The sequence below is a fragment of the Micromonospora sp. USAFONa4 genome (assembly GCF_057197825.1).
The window spans coordinates 1,674,951-1,697,289 of sequence record NZ_CM170072.1; the positions used below are offsets into that span (position 1 = coordinate 1,674,951).

General features: G+C 74.8%; 22 protein-coding genes. 15 read left to right on the forward strand and 7 right to left on the reverse strand.

All coding sequences use genetic code 11. The annotated features are described in order from the left end of the window. Positions 1 to 5 precede the first annotated feature (5 nt). Positions 6 to 1,415 carry a glutamate--tRNA ligase gene (gene gltX, locus AC0OO9_RS06845; RefSeq protein WP_393165062.1) on the forward strand — a complete coding sequence of 470 codons (1,410 nt, stop codon included), beginning with the start codon at positions 6 to 8 and terminating at the stop codon, positions 1,413 to 1,415. Between the two features lie 178 nt (positions 1,416 to 1,593). On the opposite strand, the gene AC0OO9_RS06850 is transcribed toward gltX, so the two are convergent. After that, positions 1,594 to 2,241 carry a copper resistance CopC family protein gene (locus AC0OO9_RS06850; protein ID WP_484516372.1) on the reverse strand — a complete coding sequence of 216 codons (648 nt, stop codon included), beginning with the start codon at positions 2,239 to 2,241 and terminating at the stop codon, positions 1,594 to 1,596. Between the two features lie 222 nt (positions 2,242 to 2,463). Between AC0OO9_RS06850 and AC0OO9_RS06855 the strand changes: the two genes are divergently transcribed. Further along, the gene (locus tag AC0OO9_RS06855; protein ID WP_484516373.1) at positions 2,464 to 3,114 is read left to right on the forward strand and encodes a hypothetical protein; all 651 of its coding nucleotides are present in this window, start codon (positions 2,464 to 2,466) and stop codon (positions 3,112 to 3,114) included. A 42-nt stretch (positions 3,115 to 3,156) separates the two neighbouring features. Here the strand turns inward: AC0OO9_RS06855 and AC0OO9_RS06860 are convergent, their stop codons facing one another. Next, the gene (locus AC0OO9_RS06860) at positions 3,157 to 4,083 is read right to left on the reverse strand and encodes an NADP-dependent oxidoreductase (protein ID WP_484516374.1); all 927 of its coding nucleotides are present in this window, start codon (positions 4,081 to 4,083) and stop codon (positions 3,157 to 3,159) included. A gap of 36 nt (positions 4,084 to 4,119) precedes the next feature. Further along, positions 4,120 to 4,458 (reverse strand): hypothetical protein, encoded by a 339-nt coding sequence (locus AC0OO9_RS06865; protein WP_484516376.1) that lies wholly within the window; start codon positions 4,456 to 4,458, stop codon positions 4,120 to 4,122. 249 nt (positions 4,459 to 4,707) lie between these two features. On the opposite strand from AC0OO9_RS06865, the gene AC0OO9_RS06870 reads away from it, so the two are divergent. The 8 genes from AC0OO9_RS06870 to AC0OO9_RS06905 all read left to right on the forward strand — a co-directional run bounded on the left by AC0OO9_RS06870 (position 4,708) and on the right by AC0OO9_RS06905 (position 13,189). Then, positions 4,708 to 5,892: a sensor histidine kinase gene (locus AC0OO9_RS06870; protein WP_484516377.1), complete on the forward strand. Its 1,185-nt coding sequence runs from the start codon at positions 4,708 to 4,710 to the stop codon at positions 5,890 to 5,892. A gap of 16 nt (positions 5,893 to 5,908) precedes the next feature. After that, entirely contained in the window at positions 5,909 to 6,577 is a 669-nt protein-coding gene (locus tag AC0OO9_RS06875; RefSeq protein ID WP_484516379.1) for a response regulator, read from the forward strand. A 41-nt stretch (positions 6,578 to 6,618) separates the two neighbouring features. Continuing rightward, a complete protein-coding gene (locus tag AC0OO9_RS06880) occupies positions 6,619 to 7,998 on the forward strand; it encodes a PucR family transcriptional regulator (protein WP_484516381.1) in 1,380 nt (459 codons plus the stop codon). 78 nt (positions 7,999 to 8,076) lie between these two features. Continuing rightward, a complete protein-coding gene (locus AC0OO9_RS06885) occupies positions 8,077 to 9,246 on the forward strand; it encodes an ACP S-malonyltransferase (protein ID WP_484516383.1) in 1,170 nt (389 codons plus the stop codon). Continuing rightward, entirely contained in the window at positions 9,243 to 10,187 is a 945-nt protein-coding gene (locus AC0OO9_RS06890; protein ID WP_484516385.1) for a beta-ketoacyl-ACP synthase III, read from the forward strand. The genes AC0OO9_RS06885 and AC0OO9_RS06890 overlap by 4 nt, the downstream gene beginning before the upstream one ends. Before the next feature lie 83 nt (positions 10,188 to 10,270). Further along, positions 10,271 to 10,510, forward strand: coding sequence for an acyl carrier protein (locus AC0OO9_RS06895; protein WP_007072348.1), 240 nt, complete (start codon positions 10,271 to 10,273; stop codon positions 10,508 to 10,510). Positions 10,511 to 10,512: 2 nt separating this feature from the next. Then, positions 10,513 to 11,739, forward strand: coding sequence for a beta-ketoacyl-ACP synthase II (fabF, locus tag AC0OO9_RS06900; RefSeq protein WP_132237208.1), 1,227 nt, complete (start codon positions 10,513 to 10,515; stop codon positions 11,737 to 11,739). Between the two features lie 10 nt (positions 11,740 to 11,749). Next, entirely contained in the window at positions 11,750 to 13,189 is a 1,440-nt protein-coding gene (locus AC0OO9_RS06905; RefSeq protein ID WP_484516388.1) for an acyl-CoA carboxylase subunit beta, read from the forward strand. Between the two features lie 58 nt (positions 13,190 to 13,247). Here AC0OO9_RS06905 and AC0OO9_RS06910 read toward each other — a convergent pair whose 3' ends face one another. Further along, positions 13,248 to 13,466: a hypothetical protein gene (locus AC0OO9_RS06910; protein ID WP_484516389.1), complete on the reverse strand. Its 219-nt coding sequence runs from the start codon at positions 13,464 to 13,466 to the stop codon at positions 13,248 to 13,250. A gap of 89 nt (positions 13,467 to 13,555) precedes the next feature. On the opposite strand from AC0OO9_RS06910, the gene AC0OO9_RS06915 reads away from it, so the two are divergent. Then, positions 13,556 to 14,455: a helix-turn-helix domain-containing protein gene (locus AC0OO9_RS06915; protein WP_484516391.1), complete on the forward strand. Its 900-nt coding sequence runs from the start codon at positions 13,556 to 13,558 to the stop codon at positions 14,453 to 14,455. Between the two features lie 74 nt (positions 14,456 to 14,529). Continuing rightward, entirely contained in the window at positions 14,530 to 15,180 is a 651-nt protein-coding gene (locus AC0OO9_RS06920) for a lipoprotein (protein ID WP_484516393.1), read from the forward strand. 6 nt (positions 15,181 to 15,186) lie between these two features. Here AC0OO9_RS06920 and AC0OO9_RS06925 read toward each other — a convergent pair whose 3' ends face one another. Both AC0OO9_RS06925 and AC0OO9_RS06930 read right to left on the reverse strand, forming a co-directional pair. Continuing rightward, positions 15,187 to 16,926: a glycoside hydrolase family 3 protein gene (locus tag AC0OO9_RS06925; protein WP_484516395.1), complete on the reverse strand. Its 1,740-nt coding sequence runs from the start codon at positions 16,924 to 16,926 to the stop codon at positions 15,187 to 15,189. Positions 16,927 to 17,003: 77 nt separating this feature from the next. Continuing rightward, positions 17,004 to 17,495 (reverse strand): DUF3145 domain-containing protein, encoded by a 492-nt coding sequence (locus tag AC0OO9_RS06930; protein ID WP_121400330.1) that lies wholly within the window; start codon positions 17,493 to 17,495, stop codon positions 17,004 to 17,006. A gap of 307 nt (positions 17,496 to 17,802) precedes the next feature. Here AC0OO9_RS06930 and AC0OO9_RS06935 point away from each other — a divergent pair, with 307 nt between their 5' ends. Continuing rightward, positions 17,803 to 18,132: a hypothetical protein gene (locus tag AC0OO9_RS06935; RefSeq protein ID WP_074313395.1), complete on the forward strand. Its 330-nt coding sequence runs from the start codon at positions 17,803 to 17,805 to the stop codon at positions 18,130 to 18,132. Between the two features lie 150 nt (positions 18,133 to 18,282). Here AC0OO9_RS06935 and AC0OO9_RS06940 read toward each other — a convergent pair whose 3' ends face one another. Next, positions 18,283 to 18,870 carry a carbonic anhydrase gene (locus tag AC0OO9_RS06940; protein ID WP_484516397.1) on the reverse strand — a complete coding sequence of 196 codons (588 nt, stop codon included), beginning with the start codon at positions 18,868 to 18,870 and terminating at the stop codon, positions 18,283 to 18,285. Positions 18,871 to 19,017: 147 nt separating this feature from the next. Between AC0OO9_RS06940 and AC0OO9_RS06945 the strand changes: the two genes are divergently transcribed. Both AC0OO9_RS06945 and AC0OO9_RS06950 read left to right on the forward strand, forming a co-directional pair. Beyond that, the gene (locus AC0OO9_RS06945) at positions 19,018 to 19,953 is read left to right on the forward strand and encodes an alpha/beta fold hydrolase (protein WP_484516399.1); all 936 of its coding nucleotides are present in this window, start codon (positions 19,018 to 19,020) and stop codon (positions 19,951 to 19,953) included. 232 nt (positions 19,954 to 20,185) lie between these two features. Continuing rightward, on the forward strand, positions 20,186 to 22,303 hold the full coding sequence (locus AC0OO9_RS06950) for a HelD family protein (protein WP_484516401.1): 2,118 nt from the start codon (positions 20,186 to 20,188) through the stop codon (positions 22,301 to 22,303). Positions 22,304 to 22,339 lie beyond the last annotated feature (36 nt).

The following is a 22,339-nucleotide window of genomic DNA, read 5'->3' on the forward strand; positions in this document are numbered from 1 at the left end:
GGGACGTGACGGTACGTGTGCGCTTCGCCCCCTCCCCGACCGGTATGTTCCACGTCGGCGGCGCCCGCTCGGCGTTGCAGAACTGGATCTACGCAAAGCAGCAGGGCGGGGTGTTCGTGCTCCGCGTCGAGGACACCGACGCGGCCCGCAACAAGCCGGAGTGGACCGAGGGCATCCTCTCCGCGCTGGACTGGATCGGCATCGAGCGCGGCGGCTACGAGGGCCCGTACTTCCAGTCGGAGTACGCCGGCGAGCACCGGGCCGCCGCCGCGCGGCTGCACGCGTCCGGCCGCGCCTACTATTGCGACTGCACCCGCGAGGCCGTGCAGGCCCGCACCGGCTCGCAGTACCAGGGCTACGACGGCTTCTGCCGGGACCGGGGCCTGTCGGCCGGCGAGGGGCGCGCCCTGCGCTTCCGTACGCCCGACGAGGGCGAGACCGTGGTGGTCGACCTGATCCGCGGCGAGCCGACCTTCGAGAACAAGCTGATCGAGGACTTCGTCATCGCCCGGGGCGACGGCTCGCCGGTCTTCCTGCTCGCCAACGTGGTCGACGACATGACCATGGGCATCACCCACGTGATCCGGGCCGAGGAGCACCTGCCCAACACCCCGAAGCAGCAGCTGCTCTGGGAGGCGCTCGGGGTCAAGCCGCCGATCTGGGCGCACGTGCCGGTGGTGGTCAACGAGAAGCGGCAGAAGCTCTCCAAGCGCCGCGACAAGGTGGCCCTGGAGGCGTTCCGGGACGAGGGCTACCTGGCCGCCGCGATGCGCAACTACCTGATGCTGCTCGGCTGGGCGCCGTCGGGCGACCGGGAGATCGTCGAGTGGTCGGTGATCGAGCAGGAGTACCGGCTGGAGGACGTCAACCCCTCCCCGGCGTTCTTCGACGAGAAGAAGCTCCGCGCGTTCAACGGCGAGTACATCCGGGCGCTGCCGGTCGAGGAGTTCGTCGAGGCCTGCCGGCCGTGGCTGACGGGCACCGGCACCATCGCCCCGCCGCCGTGGCAGCCGGAGGAGTTCGACGCGGACGCCTTCGCGGCCGTGGCCCCGCTGGCGCAGACCCGGATCGCGCTGCTCAGCGAGATCGTGCCGAACGTCGACTTCCTCTTCCTCGCCGCGCCCCTGATCGACGAGGCCGCCTGGGCCAAGGCGATGAAGGAGGGCTCGGCGGAGCTGCTGGACGCCGCCACGGCGGCGTTCGAGGCACTGGAGTCGTGGGACGCCGAGACGCTGAAGTCGACGCTGGAGGCGGTCGGCGCCGAGCGCGGGCTCAAGCTCGGCAAGGCCCAGGCGCCGGTGCGCGTCGCGGTCACCGGCCGTACCGTCGGGTTGCCGCTGTTCGAGTCGCTGGAGGTGCTCGGCCGCGAGCGCACCCTGAGCCGGCTGCGCGCCGCCCGGGTCCGCCTGTTCTGAGCCGGGCCCGTTCCCGACGGCCACGACCGCCCCGCCGGGACGGCCCACCCGCGCGCCTGCGACGCCGTCGCCACGTCGGTCCGCGACCTCCGGCTCGGGGTGGTGCCTGACGGCGGCGTACCCGCTCAGCGCCCGGACCGGTGGGTCCGGGCGCTGAGGCGTCCCGGGCTCGTGCCGGTCAGCGGCGGGCGGAGCGGCGACGCAGCAGCAGGCCGGCGGCGAGGGCGGCCAGGAGAAGCACGCCGCCGAGCGCCCACAGCCAGCCGCGCCCGGCCGCGTCGTCGCTCTCCTTCGCCGCGGGCACCGCGGACCCCGGCGTGCCCGCGGCCGTCGGATCGGGCGCGGCCGAGGTCGGCACGGCGCCGGACGGAGGCGGTACGGCCGACGCCGGGGCGCTCGGGCCGGCGGTGCCCGCGCCCGTCGGCGACCCGGCGGGGGTGCCGGTGGTCAGGGTGAACCGCACCTCGCCGGAGACCGGGTGCCCGTCGCTGGACGCCAACTGGTAGCCGACGATGTAGAGCCCCGCCCGGCCCGGCTTGAACGGGACGCTCACCCGCGAGCCGGAGAAGGCCGGCGCGCCGCCCAGCGCGGCCACGTTGTCCGGACCGGTCACTGTGATCTTCGTCGTATTCGGGTCCGCCTTCGCCAGGAAACGCAGCTCGATCCGGGACGGCGCCTCGGCCACCCGGGCGCCGTTGCGCGGATCGCTGCCGGTCAGCGAGTTGTGAGCAGCCGCCGGCGCGGCCGGCAACACCAACGACACACCGATCGCCACGCCGACCACCACTGGCCAGGTGAGCGCCACACGTGGGAACCTGCCCCCCATGAACCCCTCCGTAAAGGTACGATCCGCCCGCTGATCCACGGCTACCGTTCATTGGTCGGGCCGGGATCACAGATAGTTCCAATTACTGTTCCACGAGCTGCAACCGATCGACGTTCTGCGCAGTCTTGAGGGTGGCACCCTGCACGGGTTCGGTCACCCCCGTCAGCCAACCAACGCGTGACCTGCAGCAAGCCATCCATCGAACGGGGCGAGGAGGCGGCGATGGTCCGAACGATGCGGCGGCTGGTCGCGGTGTTGGTGGGCGGGCTCGCGGCGGCGGTCCTGTCGCTCGGTCCCGCCGGGACGGCGACGGCGGCGCCGAAGACCCCACCGGCCGGAGTGGAGATCACCGGGCACGGGCTGGCAGAACCGCTGCGGCTGCGCGCGGAGGCCCACCCGACGCACGTGGTGGCGATCATCGACCAGGTCAACTTCCTCGGCCGTACGGGGCAGCCCAAGGGCCCGAAGGCGGCCGACCTCGGTCCGAAGTACACCGTCGTGGTGTTCGCCGGTGACGTCGCGAAGCAGACGTACGACCTCTACCCGAAGGCGGTCGGCGGGCCGCGCGTCTTCCGCCCGGCCAAGCAGCCGGACGCCCGCAAGACCGCCGCGGGCTGGTTCCTCGGCCGGCTCAGCATGTCGGAGACCCTCCGCACGGCGGGCGTGCCGCTGGAGCGGCAGTTCGACACCGTCAGCGGGGGCGTCGGCGGCGGCGAGCGGGTCATCCCGGAGGACGCGCTCAACCCGGCGAAGGACATCGACGAGGCGCTCGGCGAGTTGCAGCGGCTGCTGCTGCTCAACGTCGCGGTGGTGCTGGTCATCACGTCGGGGCTCGCCGGGATCGCGCTGCTGGTCCGCCGCCGCACCCGCTGAGCCCGCCGCCGGCGCCCGCCGGACGGCCGGCCCCGGGCGGGGTCAGATCTCCAGGACCACCTTGCCGCGGACGTGCCCCGCCTCCACCAGGCGCTGCGCGTCCGCCGCCTGCGCCAGCGGGAACGTCCGTTCGACGTGGACGGTCAGCCGGCCGGCGTCCACCAGCCCGGCGAGCATGCCCAGGTCCACGGTCGACGGCTTGACGAACAGATAGCTGCCGCCCAGCCGGGTGACGTGCTCCGGGTCGGCCGTCGAGACCAGCCGCGCGGGACGGGTGATCAGCTCGGCCGACACGTCGAGCGCGTCGCCGCCGAACAGGTCGAGCACCACGTCCACCCCGTCGGGCGCGACCGCGCGGACCCGGTCGGCCAGCCCGTCGCCGTACGCGACCGGCTCGGCGCCCAGCGACCGGACGAAGTCGTGGTTGGCCGCGCCGGCCGTGCCGATCACGCGGTCGGCGCCGAACGCCCGGGCGATCTGCACCGCCAGGTGGCCCACCCCGCCGGACGCCCCGTGCACCAGCACCGTGTCGCCGGCGCCGGTGCGGGCCGACTGGAGCGCCTGGTACGCCGTGAGGCCCGCCAGGGGCAGACCGCCCGCCTCGGCCCAGGACGCCCGCACCGGCTTGGCCGCCAGCGCCCGCTCGGGTGCCGGGACGAGTTCGGCGTACGTGCCGTGCTGGATGTGGTCGCGCCGGACGTAGCCGACGACCTCGTCGCCGACGGCGAACCCGGTCACCGCCGGCCCGACCGCCTCGATCACCCCGGCCGCGTCCCAGCCGGGGACGAGCGGGAAGTGACCCGGGATCGCACCGGCCAGGTGCCCCTCGCGCACCTTCCAGTCGACCGGGTTCACCCCGGCCGCCCGCACCCGTACGAGCACCGTGTCCGGGCCGACCGGCGGGTCGGGCAGGTCCCGGACGGTCAGCAGGTCGGCCGGGCCGTACGTGTCGATCGCGATCGCCTTCACACCGGTCACGCTAGCGGCCGGGCGGCGTCGCCGTGGTCAGCACCAGCGGCGTGGCGGCCGCTCGCGGCGGGTGCCGCGCGGCCGGGGGCGGACCGGGCCGTGCCGGTGCGCGCCGGCCCAGCCGGGCAGGTCGCTGCGGCAGCCCGGGAGCGCCGCCAACTCGGCCTCGCCGGTCGAAGCCGGTTCCGCGACGCGCTGCCGGGGCACCGTGACGTCGTCCTCGGGGCGCTCGGGCGCGCGGGCCGGGTGCTCCGGCGAGTGGGCCGGGAGCCCTCCGGGCAGCCGGCGGTGCTTTGCTGCCGCCTGCTGCTCGTGGTGGCCCGGCCGGCAGGGCTCGCCCTGGGCGCAGCCGTGCTCGGCCTCCCCGTGCGCCATCGGAGTCTCCTCACGCTCGCCCCGCCCGCCGGGGTCGCTCCGACGGGCCCTGTCACCGTACTGGCCGGCACCGACGCCACACCCGACTCCCCCACCGCCCCCGCCCCTCCCCTCGCGATCACGCAGTCGTGGTGGGGATTTCGTACGCCGGTGCAGCTTTCGTCCCCCACCACGACTGCATGATCGGCGGAAACGGGCGGGGTGGGGGTGTGGTGGGATCGGGGGGTGGCGGCGGGTGGGTGGGGCAGGGTGGCGGGGTGGGTGGGGGCCGGGACGGGTGGGCGGGACTTCGTGCTGGCCTGCGCCTCGCTGGTTGGCGGGGTGGTCCTGTACGGGCTGGGCACGCAGCCGCAACTGTCCTGGCACCCGGGCCTGCCGGAACCGCTGTTCCTGCTGCCGCTGGCGGTGGTCTGCACGGCGGTGGGCCTGCGCCGGGTCGCCACCCGGGCCAGCCTGGCGCTCGGCACGGTGGCGGTGCTGGCCGACCTCGCGATGGGCGGCTCCCTGGCCACCGTCCTCGTCTACACCCAGGTGCTCTACGACGCGTGCGTGTACGGCTCGGCCCGGACCTGGCGCCGGCTGCTCCAGGTCACGATCGGATTGAGCGTCCTCGGCACGGCGGTGGGGGTGCTGCTGAGAGGCGACTGGCGGGGCGTGGGCATCGGGGCGCCCGTGGTGCTGGCCGGGGTGCTGCCGGTGCTCACCGGGATCAGCGTGCGGCAGTACCGGGACCAGGCGGTCGCCGAACGGGCCCGGGCCGAGCAGACGGCCCGGCTGGTGGAGCTGGACCGCCGGCAGGCCGTCGGCGCGGAGCGGGCCCGGATGGCCCGGGAGCTGCACGACGTGATCGCCAACCACCTGAGCGCGGTGGCCATCCACGCCACGGCCGCGCTCTCCGTGCCCGGGCTCGACCGGTCGCAGGTCGAGTCGGCGCTGCGGGTGATCCGGGAGAGCAGCGTGCAGGGGCTGGGCGAGATGCGGCAGATGATCGGCCTGCTGCGGGAGCCGGCGGAGGGCGGTGCGGCCGTCGACGCCACCGACGAGACGACCCGGGCGCGGCTCAGCGAGGTCGACGCTCTCGTGGACCGGGTACGCGCCGCCGGGCTGACCGTCCGGGCGACCCGGCGCGGCGAGCCCCGCGCGCTGCCGGTCGGGGTGGACCTGGCCGCGTACCGGATCGTGCAGGAGTCGCTGACCAACGCGCTCAAGCACGGCGCCGGCGAGGCCGACCTGCTGGTCGCGTACGAGCCGGCGGGGGTGGTGGTGGGCGTGGAGAACCCGGTCGGCGCCGGCCGGGGCACGCTGACCGGCGCCGGCGCCGGCCTGATCGGGATGCGGGAGCGGGCGGCGCTGCTGAACGGCCGGTTCGCCGCCGGCCCGGCGGGAGGCCGCTGGCGGGTACGGGTGGAGCTGCCGACGGAGGTGGCGTCGTGAGGGGACGGGGCGTGGCATGGCCGAGGTGATCCGGGTGCTGCTCGCCGATGACCAGCCGGCGGTGCGGGCCGGGCTGGCGCTGATCCTGGCCGGGGCGGCCGGCGTCGAGGTGGTGGGCGAGGCCGAGGACGGCGCCGAGGCGGTCCGGCTGTGCCGGGAGCTGCGCCCGGACGTCGCGGTGCTGGACGTGCGGATGCCCAGGCTGGACGGCATCTCGGCCACCCGGGAGATCGCCGCCGACCGGCTCGCCGACGTGCTCGTGCTCACCACCTTCGACGTCGACGAGTACGTCTTCGGGGCGCTGCGGGCCGGCGCGGCGGGCTTCGTCCTCAAGGACATCGACGCGGCGGGGCTGGTGGCGGCGGTGCGGACGGTCGCCCGGGGCGAGGGGTTCATCGCCCCGGCGGTCACCCGCCGCCTGATCACCGAGTTCGCGGCGACCGCCCCCACCAGCTCCGCCGCGGCCCGGCAGGCGGTGGACGCGCTGACCCCCCGGGAGCGCGACGTGCTGGCCTGTCTCGGGCTCGGCCTGTCCAACCAGCAGGTCGCCGACCGGTTGGCGATGGCCGAGAGCACCACCAAGACCCACGTCAGCCGGATCCTCGCCAAGTTGGACCTGCGCAGCCGGGTGCAGGCCGCCATCCTGGCCCAGGAGCTGGGACTGCCCGTCCCGCCGCCGGCCTGACCCACCGCCGCCCGGGGCACGGGCCCGTCACCCGCGCCCGGGTGGGCCACCCGGGGCCGGGGGCGGTGGGGCAGCCCGGGGCCGGGCCACGGCCGGCAGGCCACGGCCGGCGGACGGGGCCGCCCGGCGCGGAGGCGCAGGTCGGGGCGTGTCAGGCTGGGGCGGTGAGCGAGCCGGGCGGGACGGAACTGTCGGCCACGCTGCGCCGGATCGAGCGGGCGGCGGGGGCGCTGGCCAGCGCCAGCGTGGCCCGGATGGACGAGACGCTGCCCTGGTTCCGCGACCTGCCGCCCGACCACCGCTCCTGGGTGATGCTGGTGGCCCAGGCCGGCGCCCGGTCGCTGGTGCAGTGGCTGCGCGACGGCGGCGGCACGGCGGACAGCACCCAGGAGGTCTCGGACGAGGTCTTCGCCACCGCGCCGCAGGCGCTCGCCCGCTCGATCAGCCTCCAGCAGACCGTCGCGCTGGTGAAGGTGATGATCGACGTCGTCGAGGAGCAGGTCTCGCACCTGGCGGCGAAGGGCGAGGAACAGCAGTTGCGCGAGGCGGTGCTGCGGTTCTCCCGGGAGATCGCCTTCGCCGCCGCCCGGGTGTACGCCCGGGCCGCCGAGTCGCGCGGTTCCTGGGACGCCCGGTTGCAGGCGTTGCTGGTGGACGCGCTGCTGCGGGGCGACTCGCCGGACGTGCTGGCGAGCCGGGCGGCGGCGCTCGGCTGGGCGGACGCCCCGCCGGTGGCGGTGGCGGTCGGCCGCTCCCCCGGCGGGGAGGTCTCCGCCGTGCTGCACACCGTGCACCGGCAGGCCCGGCGCATCGGCACGGAGGTGATCGGCGGCGTGCACGGCGACCGCCTGGTCATCGTGCTCGGCGGCGCCGCCGACCCCGTCGCGGCCACCGGCAAGCTGCTCGGCGCCTTCGGGGACGGGCCGGTGGTGGTCGGTCCGGCCGTGCCGAGCCTGGACGAGGCGACCGAGTCGGCGCGCGCCGCGCTGGCCGGCTTCCGGGCCGCACCGGCCTGGCCGACCGCGCCCCGGCCGGTGCCGGCGGACGACCTGCTGCCGGAGCGGGCGCTGGCCGGTGACGCGGAGGCGCGCCGGCGGCTGCGGCACGACGTCTACGCCGCGCTGGTGCGGGCCGGCGGGGAACTGCTGGAGACCCTCGACGCCTTCTTCGCGGCCGGCGGCACGCTGGAGAGCGCCGCGCGCTCCCTCTTCGTGCACCCGAACACGGTGCGCTACCGGCTGCGGCGGATCTCCGACGTCACCGGTTTCTCGCCGCTCGCGGCGCGGGACGCCTTCGCGCTCCAGGTGGCCCTCACGGTCGGCCGGCTCGACCCGGTGGTCCCGGTCGCACCAACCCAGACAATGACCCCGAATAGCAGCAAGACATCACACACAGGTGATGATCGCCGCCGATTTTTGTAGGAACCCTCCAAAGGTTCTAGTGCGGTTTGGTCGGAGGCGGCACAGCGCTACCCGCGCGTATCCGGGAGAGTCATAGACGTGCTCGCCGTACTCTCGCCCGGCCAGGGTTCCCAGAAACCCGGCTTCCTGACTCCCTGGCTGGACCTCACCGGCGCCGAAGCACGTCTGCGCTGGTGGTCGGCGCTGGCCGGGGTCGACCTGGTGCACCTCGGCACCGCCGCCGACGCGGACGAGATCAGGGACACCGCGCGGACCCAGCCGCTGCTGGTCGCCGCCGCGCTGCTGGCCGCCGAGCACCTGCCGATGTACGACGTCACGCTCACCGTCGGCCACAGCGTCGGCGAGCTGGGCGCGGCGGCGCTCGCCGGGGTGCTCCCGGCCGAGGCGGCGATCACCCTGGCCGGCGTACGCGGGCGGGAGATGGCCGCGGCCTGCGCCCTGGAGCCGACCGGGATGGCCGCCGTGCTGGGCGGGGACCCCGAGGAGGTGCTCGCCTCGATCGTCGCGCACGGACTGCACCCGGCCAACCGCAACGGCGCCGGCCAGTTCGTCGCCGCCGGCTCCGTCGAGGGGCTGGAGAAGCTCGCCGCCGAGCCGCCGGCCAAGGCCCGGGTGATCCGCCTGAAGGTGGCCGGCGCCTTCCACACGCCCTACATGGCCCCCGCCGAGACGGCGCTGGCCGCCGTGGCCGCCGGGATCACCCCGAGCGACCCGGCCCGGATCCTGCTGTCGAATCTCGACGGGGCCGCGGTCAACCACGGACGTGACATGGTGCAGCGCCTGGTCCGTCAGGTCACCGCGCCGGTGCGCTGGGACCTCTGCATGCGCACCCTGGCCGACCTCGGGGTGACCGGCGTGATCGAGCTGCCCCCGGCCGGCACCCTCGCGGGCCTGGTGAAGCGGGAGCTGAAGGGGGCCGGGGCCCCCGAGGTGGTCACCCTCAACACCCCCGACGACCTGCCCGCCGCCCGGGACCTGATCGCCCGGCACGGCATGGCGCCGGGCCACGAGCCGACCATGCAGTTCCGCGTGGTGGTGGCCCCGTCGGCCGGCACCTTCGAGCCGGCGCGGGAACTCACCGAGGGCGACACGATCCGCGCCGGCCAGGTCGTCGGCCACGTGGCCACCCGGCAGGGCCCGGTCGAGGTGACCGCGCACGGCAGCGGCGTGCTCACCGAGTGGCTCGCCCACCACGACGACCCGGTCGCGCCGGGCCAACCGCTCGTCCGCATCGGAGGTCACGCATGACCGGCAGTCGGATCGTCGCGCTGGGGCACTACCAGCCCTCCCGCGTGGTCACCAACGACGACATCGCCCAGTTGGTGGAGACCAGCGACGAGTGGATCCGGGACCGGGTCGGCATCGTCACCCGGCGGATCGCCGACGGTGAGACGGTCGCCGACATGGCCGCCGCCGCCGCCGGCAAGGCGCTGGCCAACTCCGGGCTCACCGCCGCCGACATCGACCTGGTCGTCGTGGCGACGTGCAGCTCCGCCGACCGCAGCCCGAACGTGGCCTGCCGGGTCGCCGCCAAGCTCGGCATCACCGCGCCCGGGGCGTTCGACCTCAACACGGCCTGTTCCGGCTTCGCGTACGCGCTGGGCACCGTGGACCACGCCATCCGGGCCGGCGCCTCGCGCAACGCCCTGGTCATCGGCGCGGAGAAGCTGTCCGACATCGTCGACTGGACGGACCGCTCCACCTGCATCATCTTCGCTGACGGCGCCGGCGCCGCCGTGGTGTCGGCCGTCGGCGAGGGCGAGCCCGCCGGCGTCGGCCCGGTGGTCTGGGGCTCGGTGCCGGAGCGCGGCGACGCGGTACGCATCGAGGGCTGGCGCCCGTCCATCCAGCAGGAGGGCCAGTCGGTCTTCCGCTGGGCCACCACGGAGCTGGCGCCGCTGGCCCGGCAGGCGTGCGAGCGCGCCGGGGTCGACCCGTCGGACCTGGCGGCCTTCGTGCCGCACCAGGCCAACGCCCGGATCATCGACGGCATCGCGAAGCGGCTCGGCATCCCGAACGCGATCATCGCCAAGGACATCGTCGAGTCCGGCAACACCTCGGCGGCGAGCGTGCCGCTGGCCCTGTCCAAGCTGGTCGAGCGGCGGGAGGTGCCCTCCGGCGCCCCCGTGCTGCTCTTCGGCTTCGGCGGTGGCCTGACCTACGCCGGTCAGGTCGTCCGCTGCCCCTGAAAGCCCCTCCGGCCGCTGCGCCGGGGAGTGACGGCCGGCGTCGTCGGCCGTCGAATGATCCACGATGAGAGGAACCAACCGCAATGACCCGTGACGAGATCACCGCCGGCCTCGCCGAGATCCTCGAAGAGGTTGCCGGGGTGAACCCGGACGACGTGGCCGAGGGGAAGTCCTTCACCGACGACCTGGACGTCGACTCGCTCTCCATGGTGGAGGTCGTGGTGGCGGCCGAGGAGAAGTTCGGCGTCAAGATCCCGGACAACGAGGTGCAGAACCTGAAGACCGTCGGGGACGCCGTCAGCTACATCGAGGCGCAGTCCTGATCATGGCTCACACCGACGTCGTCGTCACCGGGCTCGGCGCGACCACCCCGCTGGGCGGGGACGTCGCGTCGACCTGGGACGCCATGCTCGCCGGCCGCTCCGGGGTGGGTCCGCTCACCCAGGAGTGGGCCGAGCAACTGCCGGTCCGGATCGCCGCCCGGCTCGCGGTCGAGCCGACCGGCCTGATCGACCGGGTCAAGCTCCGCCGGCTCGACCGTTCCGAGGCGATCGCGATCATCGCGGCGCAGCAGGCCTGGGCCGACTCGGGCCTGGCCGACTCCGGGCTGGACCCGGAGCGGCTGGGCGTCAGCGTGGGCTCCGGCATCGGCGGCGCGCTGACGCTGCTCGCCCAGGACGACATCCTGGAGGCGTCCGGCCCGCGGCGGGTCTCCCCGCACACGATCCCGATGCTGATGCCGAACGGCCCCGCCGCCTGGGTGGGGCTGGAGCTGGGCGCGAAGGCCGGGGTGCACTCGGTGGCCAGCGCCTGCGCGACCGGCGCTGAGGCGATCGCGCTCGGCATGGACATGATCCGTGCCGGCCGGGCCGACGTGGTGGTGGCCGGCGGCACCGAGGCGGTCATCCACCAGCTGCCGATCGCCGGGTTCAGTTCGATGCGGGCGATGTCGACCCGCAACGACGAGCCGGAGCGGGCCTCCCGGCCGTGGGACAAGGGCCGCGACGGCTTCGTGCTGGGTGAGGGCGCGGGCATCGTGGTGCTGGAGCGGGCGGAGCACGCCGCCGCCCGGGGCGCCCGGGTCTACGCCCGGCTGGCCGGCGCCGGACTCACCTCCGACGGCTACGACATCGTCCAGCCGCACCCGGAGGGCGAGGGCGCGATCCGGGCGATCGCGAAGGCGATCGCGGACGCGGGCGTCGCCAGGGCGGACATCGTGCACGTCAACGCACACGCCACGTCGACCCCGGTCGGGGACGTCGCGGAGATCACCGCGCTGCGCGCGGCGCTGGGTGACCACCCGGTGCTGACCTCGACCAAGTCGATGTCCGGTCACCTGCTGGGCGCGGCGGGCGCGCTGGAGTCGATCGCCACCATCCTGGCGATCCGCGACGGTGTCGTACCGCCGACGATCAACCTGGACGACCCCGACGACGGGCTCAGCCTGGACGTGGCCGCCAACGAGGCGCGCCACATGGACATCCCCGCCGCGCTGAACAACTCGTTCGGCTTCGGCGGGCACAACGTGGCTCTCGTCTTCACGCGGGCCTGAGACCACAGCCATGGAGGCTCACGTGACCACCACCGCCGTTGGCGTGGACACCTCGTCCGTCGCGGACCATCGGGATCCGGAGGTTCGGCTCCGGGCGTTGTTCGACGCCGGTTCGTTGCGGCTGTCGGTGCCACGGGACACCTCGGGTGTGCTGTGGGCGCGCGGTGAGGTCGAGGGCTCGCCGGTCGTCGCGTACGCCACGGACGCGACGCGGATGGGCGGGGCGATGGGCACCGAGGGGTGCCGGCACGTCGTGGACGCGATCGACACCGCGGTACGGGAGCGGGTGCCGGTGATCGGGTTGTGGCACTCGGGTGGTGCGCGGTTGGCCGAGGGCGTGGTCGCCCTGGACGCGGTGGGTCAGGTGTTCGCGGCGATGGTGCGGGCCTCGGGGCGGGTGCCGCAGATCTCCACGGTGCTGGGCCCGGCGGCCGGTGGTGCCGCGTACGGGCCGGCGCTGACCGACATCGTGGTGATGAGCGGCGCGGGTCGGATCTTCGTGACCGGCCCGGAGGTGGTCCGCAGCGTCACCGGCGAGCAGGTCGACATGGCCCGCCTCGGTGGGCCCGAGCCGCACGGCCGCCGCTCCGGGGTGGTCCACGTGACCTGCGCCGACGACGAGGCGGCGCTGGCCGAGACGCGCAAGCTCGCCGCGCTGCTCGGCCGGCAGGGGCGCCTGTCGCCCGACGACGTGTCCGCCCAGGACGAGGGAGGACACGACCTGACGGCGAAGATGCCGGTCGAGACGAACCGGGCCTACGACGTCAAGCCGGTGGTGAAGGCGCTGCTGGACGCCCCCGGGGTGGAGCTGCACGCCAAGTGGGCGCCGAACGTCGTGACCACCCTGGGTCGCTTCGCCGGGCGTACCGTCGGGGTCATCGCGAACAACCCGCTGCGCCTGGGCGGCTGCCTGGACGCCTCCAGCGCCGAGAAGGCCGCCCGGTTCGTGCGCATGTGCGACTCCCTCGGCGTGCCGCTGATCGTCCTGGTCGACGTACCCGGCTACCTGCCCGGCCTCGGCCAGGAGTGGGACGGCGTCGTCCGCCGGGGCGCGAAGCTCCTGCACGCCTTCGCCGAGGCCGTCGTTCCCCGGGTCACCCTGGTCACCCGCAAGGCCTACGGCGGGGCGTACATCGCGATGAACTCCCGATCCCTGGGCGCCACCGCGGTGTTCGCCTGGCCCGACGCGGAGGTCGCGGTGATGGGCGCCGGCGCCGCAGTCAACATCCTGCACCGCAAGAAGCTCGCCGCCGCCCCGGCCGAGGAGCGCGAGGCGCTGCGCGCGCAGCTCGTCGAGGAGCAGACCCGCATCGCCGGTGGCGTCAACCGGGCCCTCGAGATCGGCGTCGTCGACGACGTCATCACCCCGGCCGAGACCCGCCGCCGCATCGCCGAAGCCCTCGCCGCCGCCCCGGCGGCGCGGGGCGCGCACGGCAACATCCCGCTGTAGCCGCACACACCGTCGCAAGGGCCCGCGCTCAGCACGAGCGCGGGCCCTTGCGCGTCGTTCAAGCCCGGTTGCGGGGGTGCTGGCGGGCGGTCCGCTCGTTGCCCCGGCGGTAGTTGCCGGTCCACCGGGCCATCACGAGCTGCGGGTCGCCGTCGACCTCGGCGAGGAACTCCGCCGCCCGGCCGCCGCGCAGGGTGCCCGCCGCCCGGCCGTGGTGGGTGACGACCACCGTGCCGTCCGACCGCTCGACGTACGCGAAACCCTCTGCTGTCCCCATGGGCGCAGAGGGTGCCAGGTGGGACGGCCGAAGGCGACCCGGTTTTCCCGCTTGACTCTCCATCGGCTGGAGACAGGAGGCTTGTCGACGTGGCCGACCGCACCGACCTGTTCACCATCGGGCAACTCGCCCGCCGGACCGGCCTGTCCGTCCGGACGATCCGCTTCTGGTCCGACCTCGACCTGCTCCCGCCCACCGCCCGGTCCACCGGCGGCTACCGCCTCTACGACGCGGCGGCCGTGGCCCGGCTGGACCTCGTCCGCAGCCTGCGGGAGCTGGGGATCGGCCTGGACGACGTCCGCCGGATCCTCCAGCGGCGGACGAGCGTCCGGGAGGTGGCCCAGGCGCACAGCCGCGCCCTGGACGCGGAGATCCGCACCCTGCGGTTGCGCCGGGCGGTGCTGCGGTCGGTCGCCCGACGTGGCAGCACGACCGAGGAGTTGAGACTGATGAACGACCTGGCCCGCCTCTCCGCCCGCGAGCGGCAACGGATCATCGACGAGTTCGTCGCCGAGGTCTTCGGTGGCGTGGAGCCCGGTCCCGGCGGCGACGGGCTGGCCCGGGCGATGCGGACGCTCCCCGCCGACCTGCCCGACGAGCCCACCGACGAGGAGGTGGACGCCTGGGTCGAGCTGGCCGGGCTGGTCGCCGACCCCGCCTTCCGGCTACGGGTACGGGCGATGGCGGTGGCCGGGGCGGCGGCGACGTCCCCGCCGCCGGCGATGCCCTCCGTCGAGCCGGCGCGCGCCGCGCTCGCCGCCGGGATCGCCCCGGACTCCGGGCGGGCGCGGGCGGTGCTCGACGAGATGGTGGACCCGGGGCTGTCCCGCGCCGAACGGCTCGCGCTCGCCGACGGCATCGCGACCTTCACCGACCGGCGGGTGGAGCGGTACTGGCAGCTGATCGGGGTGCTCAACCGGCGGCCCCCGTTCCCGCCCACGGTGCCCGCCGTGGAGTGGCTGGTGGCCGCCCTGCGCGCGGCACCGTAGATCAACCGGATTGACGTCGCCGCTCCGCGCCGCTTTGATGAGCCGGCTCTCGTCGTCAACGGGGAATGGACACCATGCAACGTCGTACCCGCGCCGCCGTGCTCGCGGCGCTCACCATCGGACTGACCGGCGGCTGCGCCGACGGGAAGGAGGCACCGTCGGCCGGCGGCTCCCCTTCGGCCTCGCCGAGCGTCACCGCCTCCCCGGTGCCCCCCGGCCCGCCCTGGCACGACGAGGTGGTGGCGGCTCCCGCCGGGACCACGGTGGGCGGCAAGGGCACGCCCTGCGAGCTGCCGGTCACCTTCTCGGTGCCGGCGAGGTGGAAGGTTAAGGCGGTGAAGGGTTCGGCGAAGTTCGGCGAGCCCCGCCTCGGCAAGGCCCTCATGCTGTGCGAGATCGACGCCCGGTCGACCGGCTCCACCGGGTTCCTGCGGGTGTGGCGGGTCGACGGGGTCGCCGGCGGCGCACAGGAGCACCTCAAGTACTTCCTCGACGCCTATGCGCCGGAGGACGCGGACGCGGAGTACCGGCGGGTGAAGGCCGGCACCGTCGACGCCGTCGAGGCGAGCTACCCCAAGGAGGACGGCGGCACGGTCAACGACCGCGCCATCGCGATCTCCTCCCTCTACGGTCCGATCGTGCTGAGCCTGGACACCTCGGACCCCATGGAGCTGCTGCCGGCGTACCAGCTGGCGAAGCAGTCGGCCCGGATCAACCGGGACTGACGCGGCTCAGGCCCCGCAGGTGGTGGCGGACAGGCCGGTCACCGGCACCGGGGACCGGCCGCCCGGTCGGGTCTTGCCGGCCAGCACCCCGGCGAGGGCGGTCATCGACGCCCGGCTGGAGGAGTAGGTCGCCAGGAGGGTGGGCGACTTGGCCTTCGCCAGCACGTACGGGGTGTCCATGGCGACCGTGACGGCGGCGTCGGCGCGCAGGTCACCGGCGCCGTCGCCGTACCCGACGAGGTGCACCACCGTGCCGCCGCCGGCCACCACCTTGACCCCGGCCGCCTTGAGCGCCTCGGTCAGCGCCGCCCGCGTGTGCTCGCGCCCGCCGGAGGCGGTCACGGTCACCGGCCCCCGTACGCCGCCGCCGCAGGCGCCCCGCAGCACCGTCACCGCCGCCGCGGCCAGGTCCTCCGCCGCCTTGCGGTGCGCCGGTCCGGCCAGCGTGGACAGCTCGGGCGTGGGCCGGTCGGCCAGCTTGAACTTCATCGTCAGCACCCGGGTCGCGGCCTCGACGAGGCGGGTCCGGGGCAGCGACTTGTCGCGGAGCGCGGCGAGCAGCCCGTCGTACGCCTGGCGGACGTTCGGCGGCATGAGGATGAGGTCGTTGCCCGCCTTCAGCGCGCGCACGGCGGCCTCGCCCGGCGACCAGCGCTTGGCCGGCGGCATGTTCATCCCGTCGGTGATCACCACGCCCTGGAAGCCGAGTTGGCCACGGAGCACGTCGGTGAGCAGCTTGTGCGAGAAGGTCGCCGCGGTGCCCGGGTCCACCGACCGCGCGTCGAGGTGGGCGGACATCACGGCCATCGTGCCCGCGTCGATGGCGGCGGAGAAGGGCGGCCACGCCCCGGTCTCCAACGTCCGGCGGGGCTGGTCGAGCACCGGCAGTCCCTCGTGGGAGTCGGCGGCGCTGTGCCCGTGCCCCGGGAAGTGCTTGACGGTGGCCGCGACGCCCGCGGCCTGCAGGCCCCGGACCGCGCCCGCGACCTGCCCCGCCGTCACCTTCGGGTCCGCACCGTACGACCGGGAGCCGATCACGGTGCTGCGCGTGGCGAGCACGTCGGCGACGGGGGCGAAGTCGAGGTTGATCCCCATCGCGGCGAGTTCGGTGCCGGCCGCCCGCCAGGCGGCCTCGGTCAGGTCCGGCCGTCCGGCGGCGCCGGCGGCGAGGGCGCTGGGCAGCAGGGTCACGCCGTCGGTGATCCGGGTGACCACGCCGTGCTCCTGGTCGGTGCCGATCAGGAAGGGCGCCGGCCCGGCGGGCAGCCGACCGGCGGTCGCGCGCAGGCCGTCGGTCAGCGCGCGGACCTGCTTCGGGTTGTCGACGTTCGTCGTCTCCTGGTTGCCCTTGGTCGGGTCGTCGGCGCTGAAGCCGACCAGGATCAGCCCGCCGAGCCGGTACTTCTCGACCATCTGGGCGGGGGTGTCCACCCCGGCCAGCGCCTGGTTGCCGGCCGCCGAGCCGGGCGAGACCCGGGTGGCCGCGTCGCCGTAGGCGTACGGCATCAGCACCTGGCCGACGAGGTCCTCGTCGGCGAGCGAGGCCACGAGGGCGGCGGCGCGGGCGGCGGGGTCGGCGCCGGGGACGCTCGCGGCGGGTGTCGGGATGGCCGTCGGGGCGGCGGCGCTCGTCGGGGCCGGGTCGGGACGGCGGTCCGCTGGCCCGGAGCACCCGGAGACGAGCAGCGCGGTCAGGGCGGCGAGCGCGACGCCGGCACGTCGCGGGGTAGTCGACACGCGGCCCATCCCACCAGTTCACCCCTTATCGGGGCAACTTGACCTTCACCCGCCAGGATGAGTCGGCCCCGGTCCGGGCCCCGGCGTCAGCCGACGCGGGTGAGCAGGGTCACCGGCGCGCCGTCGCCGGCGTACCGGTAGGGCTCCAACTCGGCGTCCCACGCCGTGCCGAGCGCCTTGTCGAGGGCGTGCGCGAGGGCCTCGGGCGCCCGCGCGCCCGCCATGATGCTGCGCAGGCGGTCCTCGCCGAGCTGGATGTCGCCGGCGGCGCCGACGCTCGCCCGGAACAGGCCCCGTCCGGGCACGTACATGAAGCGCTCGCCGTCGGCGCCGGGGCTTGGTTCCTCGGTGACCTCGAAACGGATCATGGGCCACTGCCGGAGGGCAGCAGCCAGCTCGGCGCCCGTCCCCGGGCGACCGGTCCACCCGCACTCGGCCCGGCGTGCGCCGGGGTCGACGGGCTGAGCCGTCCACTGCAGGTTGACCGGCGCGGCGAGGACGCGCGCGATCGCCCACTCGACGTGTGAGCACACGGCGAGCGGGGTCGAGTGGACGTATACGACGCCACGCGTTGGCACGGTGACCTCCCGGAGAGCGAGGTGCGTCTTCCCCTACGACCTCGACCACCCGAGTGGTTGCTGGAACACATGATGACTGGTGTGACGGATGATGCGCCAGGGAATCGGAAAATTCGCGGGTCGGAATAGTCGGACGAGCACCCCGGTTGACCCCTCACGACGCGATGACCAGCCAGGGACCGCGGTCGTGTACAGTTCCATCGGCGGCCTGTGCCGCGCACATCTTCCGCGGGCCCACCCACCAGGGTGTCGTCCGCACAGCCCCCGGACGTTCCGTCCTCCCGTACGTCTTGCAAGGAGTACCTCCGTGGCGAGCAACACCTCTAAGACCGCGCGCGCGTCAGTCCGGGCCGGCCAGGCTGGCCAGGGTGGCGCCCTCAGCGTGCTGGGCGAGTTCAAGTACCTCATCCCGCTCAACGGCGGCAAGCACGCCTACGTGCGGAACCTGACCAACGGCAAGACCGCGCACCTGCGCACCGACTCCGAGGCCTTCGTCGAGGAGATCCGGGTGCTGGCCGCCGCCGGCCACGCCGCGAAGATCCGCGCCGAGATCAACAACCTGAACACCACCCACCCGGGTGACGGCTGGGACGCCACCGAGAAGCGCCTCGTCGAGGCCGGCGTCTTCGAGGGCTGACCCCTCCCCCACGCGACACCTGAACGCCCGCCGGGATCCTCCCGGCGGGCGTTCGCGCGTCCGGCCCCCTCTGCCCGTTGATCATGAAGTTGTTGCGCTTCGCCTCGGCGTGTCGCAACAACTTCATGATCAACGCGGCGGAGAGCTTTTCTAAGGCTCAAGCAGGGTGACCTCGCCGGTCGTCAGGTCGTAGAGGGCACCGACCACCGTCAGCCGGCCGGCGGCGACCGGGACGGCGAGCCGGTCGTCGGCGCGCAGGGCGGCGACCGTACGGAGCACGTGCCGGCGGACCGCCATCGGGTGCACCCGGGGGTCGTCGATGCCCACCTCGGTCACCGCCGGGGCGATCTGCTCGACGAGGTGGGCCAGCGCGCCGCCCGGTGACCGCCCGCCACGCAACGCGTCCACGGCGGAGGCCACCGCGCCGCACCGCTCGTGCCCGAGCACCATCACCAGCGGCACGTCCAGCTCACCGACCACGTACTCGATGGAGCCGAGCACCGCCCGGTCCAGTACGTGCCCACCGGTGCGGATCACGCAGATCGAGCCGAAGGTCTGGTCGAAGATCGCCTCCAGCGGCACCCGCGAGTCGATGCAGCCGAGCAGGACCGCGTACGGCTGCTGGTCGCCCGAAGCCGCCGCGGCGGCGGTGACGTCGTGGCCGTGCACCGGCTGGCCGCTGACGAATCGGCGGTTGCCGGCGAGCAGCTCGGCCAGCGCGGCCCGGGGCGACCCCATGCCCCCAGCTTGGCGGGCCCGCCGGCCGCCCGGAGCGGGTTGCGAACCTTCTCACCGACATGGTTGCCGTGGTCTCATGACGGGTAGCCGGTGTTACCACCGGGTATCCCCGGTGTTGCGGTTCTGTGCGGCCCTGGGGGGGTGACCATGTCGGAGCACGTCGAGGTACGTCTTCCCGACGACGTACGCCTGCACGTCGAGGCGGTAGGACCAGCCGATGCCGAGGTCACCGTCGTGCTGCTGCACGGCTGGACGCTGGACGGGCGGGCCTGGCACCGGCAGCTCGCCGACCTGCGGCAACGCTTCGGCGACGCGGTGCGGGTGGTGACCTACGACGCCCGCGGCCACGGCCGGTCGAGCTGCATGGCGCTGCCCACCGCCACCGTGGCCCAGCTCGGCGACGACCTCGCCGCGGTGCTGGACGAGGTGGCCCCGGCCGGGCGTGTCGTGCTGGTCGGCCACTCGATGGGCGGCATGACGATCATGGAGTACGCGCACCGCCACCCCGCGCACTTCGCCGCCCGGACGGCCGGGCTGGTCTTCGTCTCCACCACCGCCGAGGGGCACACGCACACGGCGTACGGCCTCTCGCCCCGGATCGCCCGGTTGATCCGGCTCGCCGAGACCACGGGGGCCGGCGTGCTGGCCCGGTGCGGGGCCTGGCGACCGCCCCGGGCGCTGCTGCGCGCGCTGCGTCCCAGCATCCGCTGGATGCTCTTCGGCGACCGCTGCGACCCGCACGACATCCGGCTGGTCACCTCGGCGGTGGCCCGCGCGACCCTCCGCTCGATCGGCGGGTTCCGCGCGTCCATCGGGGCGCAGCACCGGCTGGACACCCTCGCCGCGCTGGCCCACCTGCCGGCCGCCGCCCTGGTCGGCGACCGGGACCGGCTCACCCCGCCGCCCTGCGCCGAGTCGATCGCCGGCGCGCTGCCGGCGACCGAGCTGACCGTCTGCCCGGGTGCCGGGCACATGCTGATGATGGAACGCCCCGACGAGGTCAACGCGGCGCTCGGCGGCGTGCTCCGTCGCGTGCTCACCGCCCCCGGGGCGGGCGCCACCGCCGCCACCCGCGCGGACTGAACCGGGCCCGGCAGAGAGCGCGGCACGGGCTGAACCGGGCCCGACGGGAAGCGCCACGCGGACTGGACCGGGCCCGGCGGGGAGCGCGTCGCGGCCCCTGCGGGCGTGACGCGGGTTCCTTTCCCGCACCGGTGGCGCCGCTGGTTGCCTGCGGGCCGTACCCTCTTGCGGTTGGCCTGGCGCGGTTCGCACGGTTCGCGCCGCCCGCCGCCGACGTCAGGAGGAGCGAGCGGTGACCGACCAGACCACCCTGGAACAGGAGATCGCCGTCGAGCAGCGGCATCTCGACCGGGTGTACGCCCGACTGGCCGAGCTGCGCCGGTCGGCGGTCAGCGCCGAGAAGGAGGGCTACCGGCTCGCCCGGGTGGGCAACTTCGGGGCGCTTGTCGAACGGGACGCGATGGTGTTCCACGCCGCACGGCGGCGGCACATGCTGGACGCCGAGCACGAGGGCCTGGTCTTCGGCCGGCTGGACCTGCTCGACCGGCAGGTGCTGCACGTCGGGCGGCTCGGCATCCGCGACGACGACGCGTCCACGCTGGTGGTCGACTGGCGGGCCCCGGCAGCCGCCGCCTTCTACCAGGCCACCCCCGCGCAGCCGCTGGGCGTGGTGCGGCGGCGCACGATCCAGTCCTCCGCCGAGCGGGTCACCCGGATCGAGGACGACCTGCTCGATCCGGTCGCCGCGCCCGCCGACATGGCGGTGGTCGGCGACGGCGCGCTGCTGGCCACGCTGTCGAAGGCCACCGGCCGGGGGATGCGGGACATCGTCGCCACCATCCAGCGGGAGCAGGACGAGGCCATCCGCTCCCCCGGCTCGGGCGTGACGATCGTTTCCGGCGGTCCGGGCACCGGGAAGACGGCCGTCGCCCTGCACCGGGCCGCGTACCTGCTCTATTCCGACCGCAGCCGGTTCGCCGGCGGCGGCATCCTGGTGGTGGGCCCGTCCTCGGTCTTCGTCGAGTACATCGCCTCGGTGCTGCCCTCGCTCGGCGAGGACACCGCCACCCTGCACTCGCTGGGCACCCTCTTCGCGGGCCTGACCGCCACCCGCACCGATCCGCCGGCGGTGGCGGCGGTGAAGGGCTCGCTGCGGATGCGGCGGGTGCTGGAGCGGGCGGTCCGGGACGCGGTGCCGGGCGGCCCGACCGAGCTGCGCCTGCTCTACCGGGGCGAGCTGCTCCGGCTGGAGGGCCGCGAGCTGGACGGCATCCGGGATCGGGCGATGCCCCGGGGCGCCCGCCGCAACGAGGTGCGCCGGGCCGGCTTCGACGGGGTCTTCGCGGCGCTGTGGGCGCAGGCCCGCAGGTTGGGCGTGGGCCGGCTGCCCGAGCAGCGCGCGTTCGAGGACGAGATCGCCGAGCGGCCGGAGTTCCGGGAGTTCCTGAAGGCGTGGTGGCCCCGGCTGCACCCCCGGCACGTGCTGGGCTGGCTGGCCCGTCCGGACCGGCTGCACCGCTACGCCGAGGGGATCCTCTCCCGCGCCGAGATCCGGCTGCTGACCGACGCGTACCGCAGCCTCGACGCCGCCGGGTTGACGATCGCCGACATCGCCCTGCTCGACGAGCTTGACGCGCTGCTCGGCAAGCCGATGAAGCCCGCCCGGGCGAAGCGGGACCCGTTCCAGCTGGCCGGTGGGGTCCGCGAGCTGAGCACCTTCGCCGACCGGCAGCGCGCCGCCCGCGAGGCGGCGCGGGAACGCCCGGACGACTACCGGGAGTACGCGCACGTGGTGGTCGACGAGTCGCAGGACGTCTCGCCGATGCAGTGGCGCATGATCGGCAGGCGGGGCCGGCTGGCCTCATGGACGGTGGTGGGCGACCCGGCGCAGACGGCGTGGACGGGGGATCCCGAGGAGCTGCACCGGGCCCGGGACCAGGCGTTGGGCCGGCGCAAGCGGCACCACTTCACCCTCACCACGAACTACCGCAACTCGGCGGAGATCTTCGCGGTGGCGGCGGCCGAGATCCGCCGGCTGCACCCGGACCTGCCGCTGCCCCGGGCGGTGCGCTCCACCGGCGTCGACCCGGTCGCGCTGTCGGTGCCGCCGGGGGAGCTGGAGGCCGCGGTGGTGGCGGCGGCCGGCGCGCTGCTCGCCGAGGTCGAGGGCACGGTCGGGGTGATCACGCCGGTGCCGCGCCGCGACGAGGTGGCCGGCTGGCTGGGCGGGCTCGGCGCGCCGCGTTTGCAGGTGGTGACCAGCCTGGAGGCCAAGGGCATGGAGTACGACGGGGTCGTCCTCGTCGCCCCGGGCGAGATCCGGGCCGACCCGGGGTCGGGGGTGCGGACGCTCTACGTGGCGCTGTCCCGGGCCACCCAGCGGCTGACCACCGTCGACCCGATCGGCTGAGCTGCCGTTACTTGCATACATAGCGATGTGAGCATA

Excerpts from the sequence above, each read along its gene's own strand:
- AC0OO9_RS06920 (WP_484516393.1), top strand. The coding sequence starts at position 14,530 with ATGCAACGTCGTACCCGCGCCGCCGTGCTCGCGGCGCTCACCATCGGA.
- AC0OO9_RS06875 (WP_484516379.1), top strand. The coding sequence starts at position 5,909 with ATGGCCGAGGTGATCCGGGTGCTGCTCGCCGATGACCAGCCGGCGGTG.
- AC0OO9_RS06940 (WP_484516397.1), bottom strand. The coding sequence starts at position 18,870 with ATGGGGTCGCCCCGGGCCGCGCTGGCCGAGCTGCTCGCCGGCAACCGC.
- AC0OO9_RS06910 (WP_484516389.1), bottom strand. The coding sequence starts at position 13,466 with ATGGGGACAGCAGAGGGTTTCGCGTACGTCGAGCGGTCGGACGGCACG.
- AC0OO9_RS06945 (WP_484516399.1), top strand. The coding sequence starts at position 19,018 with ATGTCGGAGCACGTCGAGGTACGTCTTCCCGACGACGTACGCCTGCAC.
- AC0OO9_RS06925 (WP_484516395.1), bottom strand. The coding sequence starts at position 16,926 with ATGGGCCGCGTGTCGACTACCCCGCGACGTGCCGGCGTCGCGCTCGCC.
- fabF (WP_132237208.1), top strand. The coding sequence starts at position 10,513 with ATGGCTCACACCGACGTCGTCGTCACCGGGCTCGGCGCGACCACCCCG.
- AC0OO9_RS06895 (WP_007072348.1), top strand. The coding sequence starts at position 10,271 with ATGACCCGTGACGAGATCACCGCCGGCCTCGCCGAGATCCTCGAAGAG.
- AC0OO9_RS06865 (WP_484516376.1), bottom strand. The coding sequence starts at position 4,458 with ATGGCGCACGGGGAGGCCGAGCACGGCTGCGCCCAGGGCGAGCCCTGC.
- AC0OO9_RS06850 (WP_484516372.1), bottom strand. The coding sequence starts at position 2,241 with ATGGGGGGCAGGTTCCCACGTGTGGCGCTCACCTGGCCAGTGGTGGTC.
- AC0OO9_RS06905 (WP_484516388.1), top strand. The coding sequence starts at position 11,750 with ATGGAGGCTCACGTGACCACCACCGCCGTTGGCGTGGACACCTCGTCC.
- AC0OO9_RS06855 (WP_484516373.1), top strand. The coding sequence starts at position 2,464 with ATGGTCCGAACGATGCGGCGGCTGGTCGCGGTGTTGGTGGGCGGGCTC.
- AC0OO9_RS06890 (WP_484516385.1), top strand. The coding sequence starts at position 9,243 with ATGACCGGCAGTCGGATCGTCGCGCTGGGGCACTACCAGCCCTCCCGC.